This window comes from Methylobacterium sp. WL18, assembly GCF_008040015.1.
Lineage (GTDB): Bacteria > Pseudomonadota > Alphaproteobacteria > Rhizobiales > Beijerinckiaceae > Methylobacterium > Methylobacterium mesophilicum.
On the sequence record NZ_VRVD01001270.1, the window covers coordinates 1 to 560 of the forward strand.

The following is a 560-nucleotide window of genomic DNA, read 5'->3' on the forward strand; positions in this document are numbered from 1 at the left end:
GGGCAGTTGGATCCCGGCGCCGGCCGCCCGCAGACGGGCGATGAAGCGCGCGGGCCCAACCGCCTCCATCAGCGCCACCGCGGGCACGTTCAGCGAGAGCTGCAGGGCGCGCCGCGCCGTGACCGTTCCCTGAAAGGTCAGGTCGAAGTTCTCCGGTGCGTAGCTGGCGGAGAACCGGGCGGGACGGTCTTCCAGCAACGTCTCGGGATGGGCGAGCCCGTCCTCGAAGGCCATGGCGTAGATGAACGGCTTCAGGGCCGAGCCCGGCGAGCGCACCGCCAGGGTCATGTCGATCGCGCCCCGGCGGCTCGGATCCAGGTAGCCGGGGCTGCCGACCTGGGCCAGCACCCGGCCGTCGCGGTTGTCGAGCACGACGATAGCTGCCGAGAGGGCCGGTCCGGTCGCGGCGGCGCGCTCGGCGGCCAGGTCTTCGAGGCGCGCTTGCAGCCGCCCGTCGATGGACAGGCGGATCACCGCCGTCCCGGGCTCGGCCGCGACCGCCTCCTCGGCGGCGTGGGCGGCCAGCATCGGGAATGGCTTGCGCCCGGCCGGTATCGGCT

Annotated in this window: 1 protein-coding gene; it reads right to left on the reverse strand. The window is 73.8% G+C overall.

All coding sequences use genetic code 11. The features are described from left to right. Nucleotides 1–560: penicillin-binding transpeptidase domain-containing protein (locus FV228_RS32250; RefSeq protein ID WP_281406564.1), on the reverse strand; the 560-nt coding region annotated here is incomplete at both ends.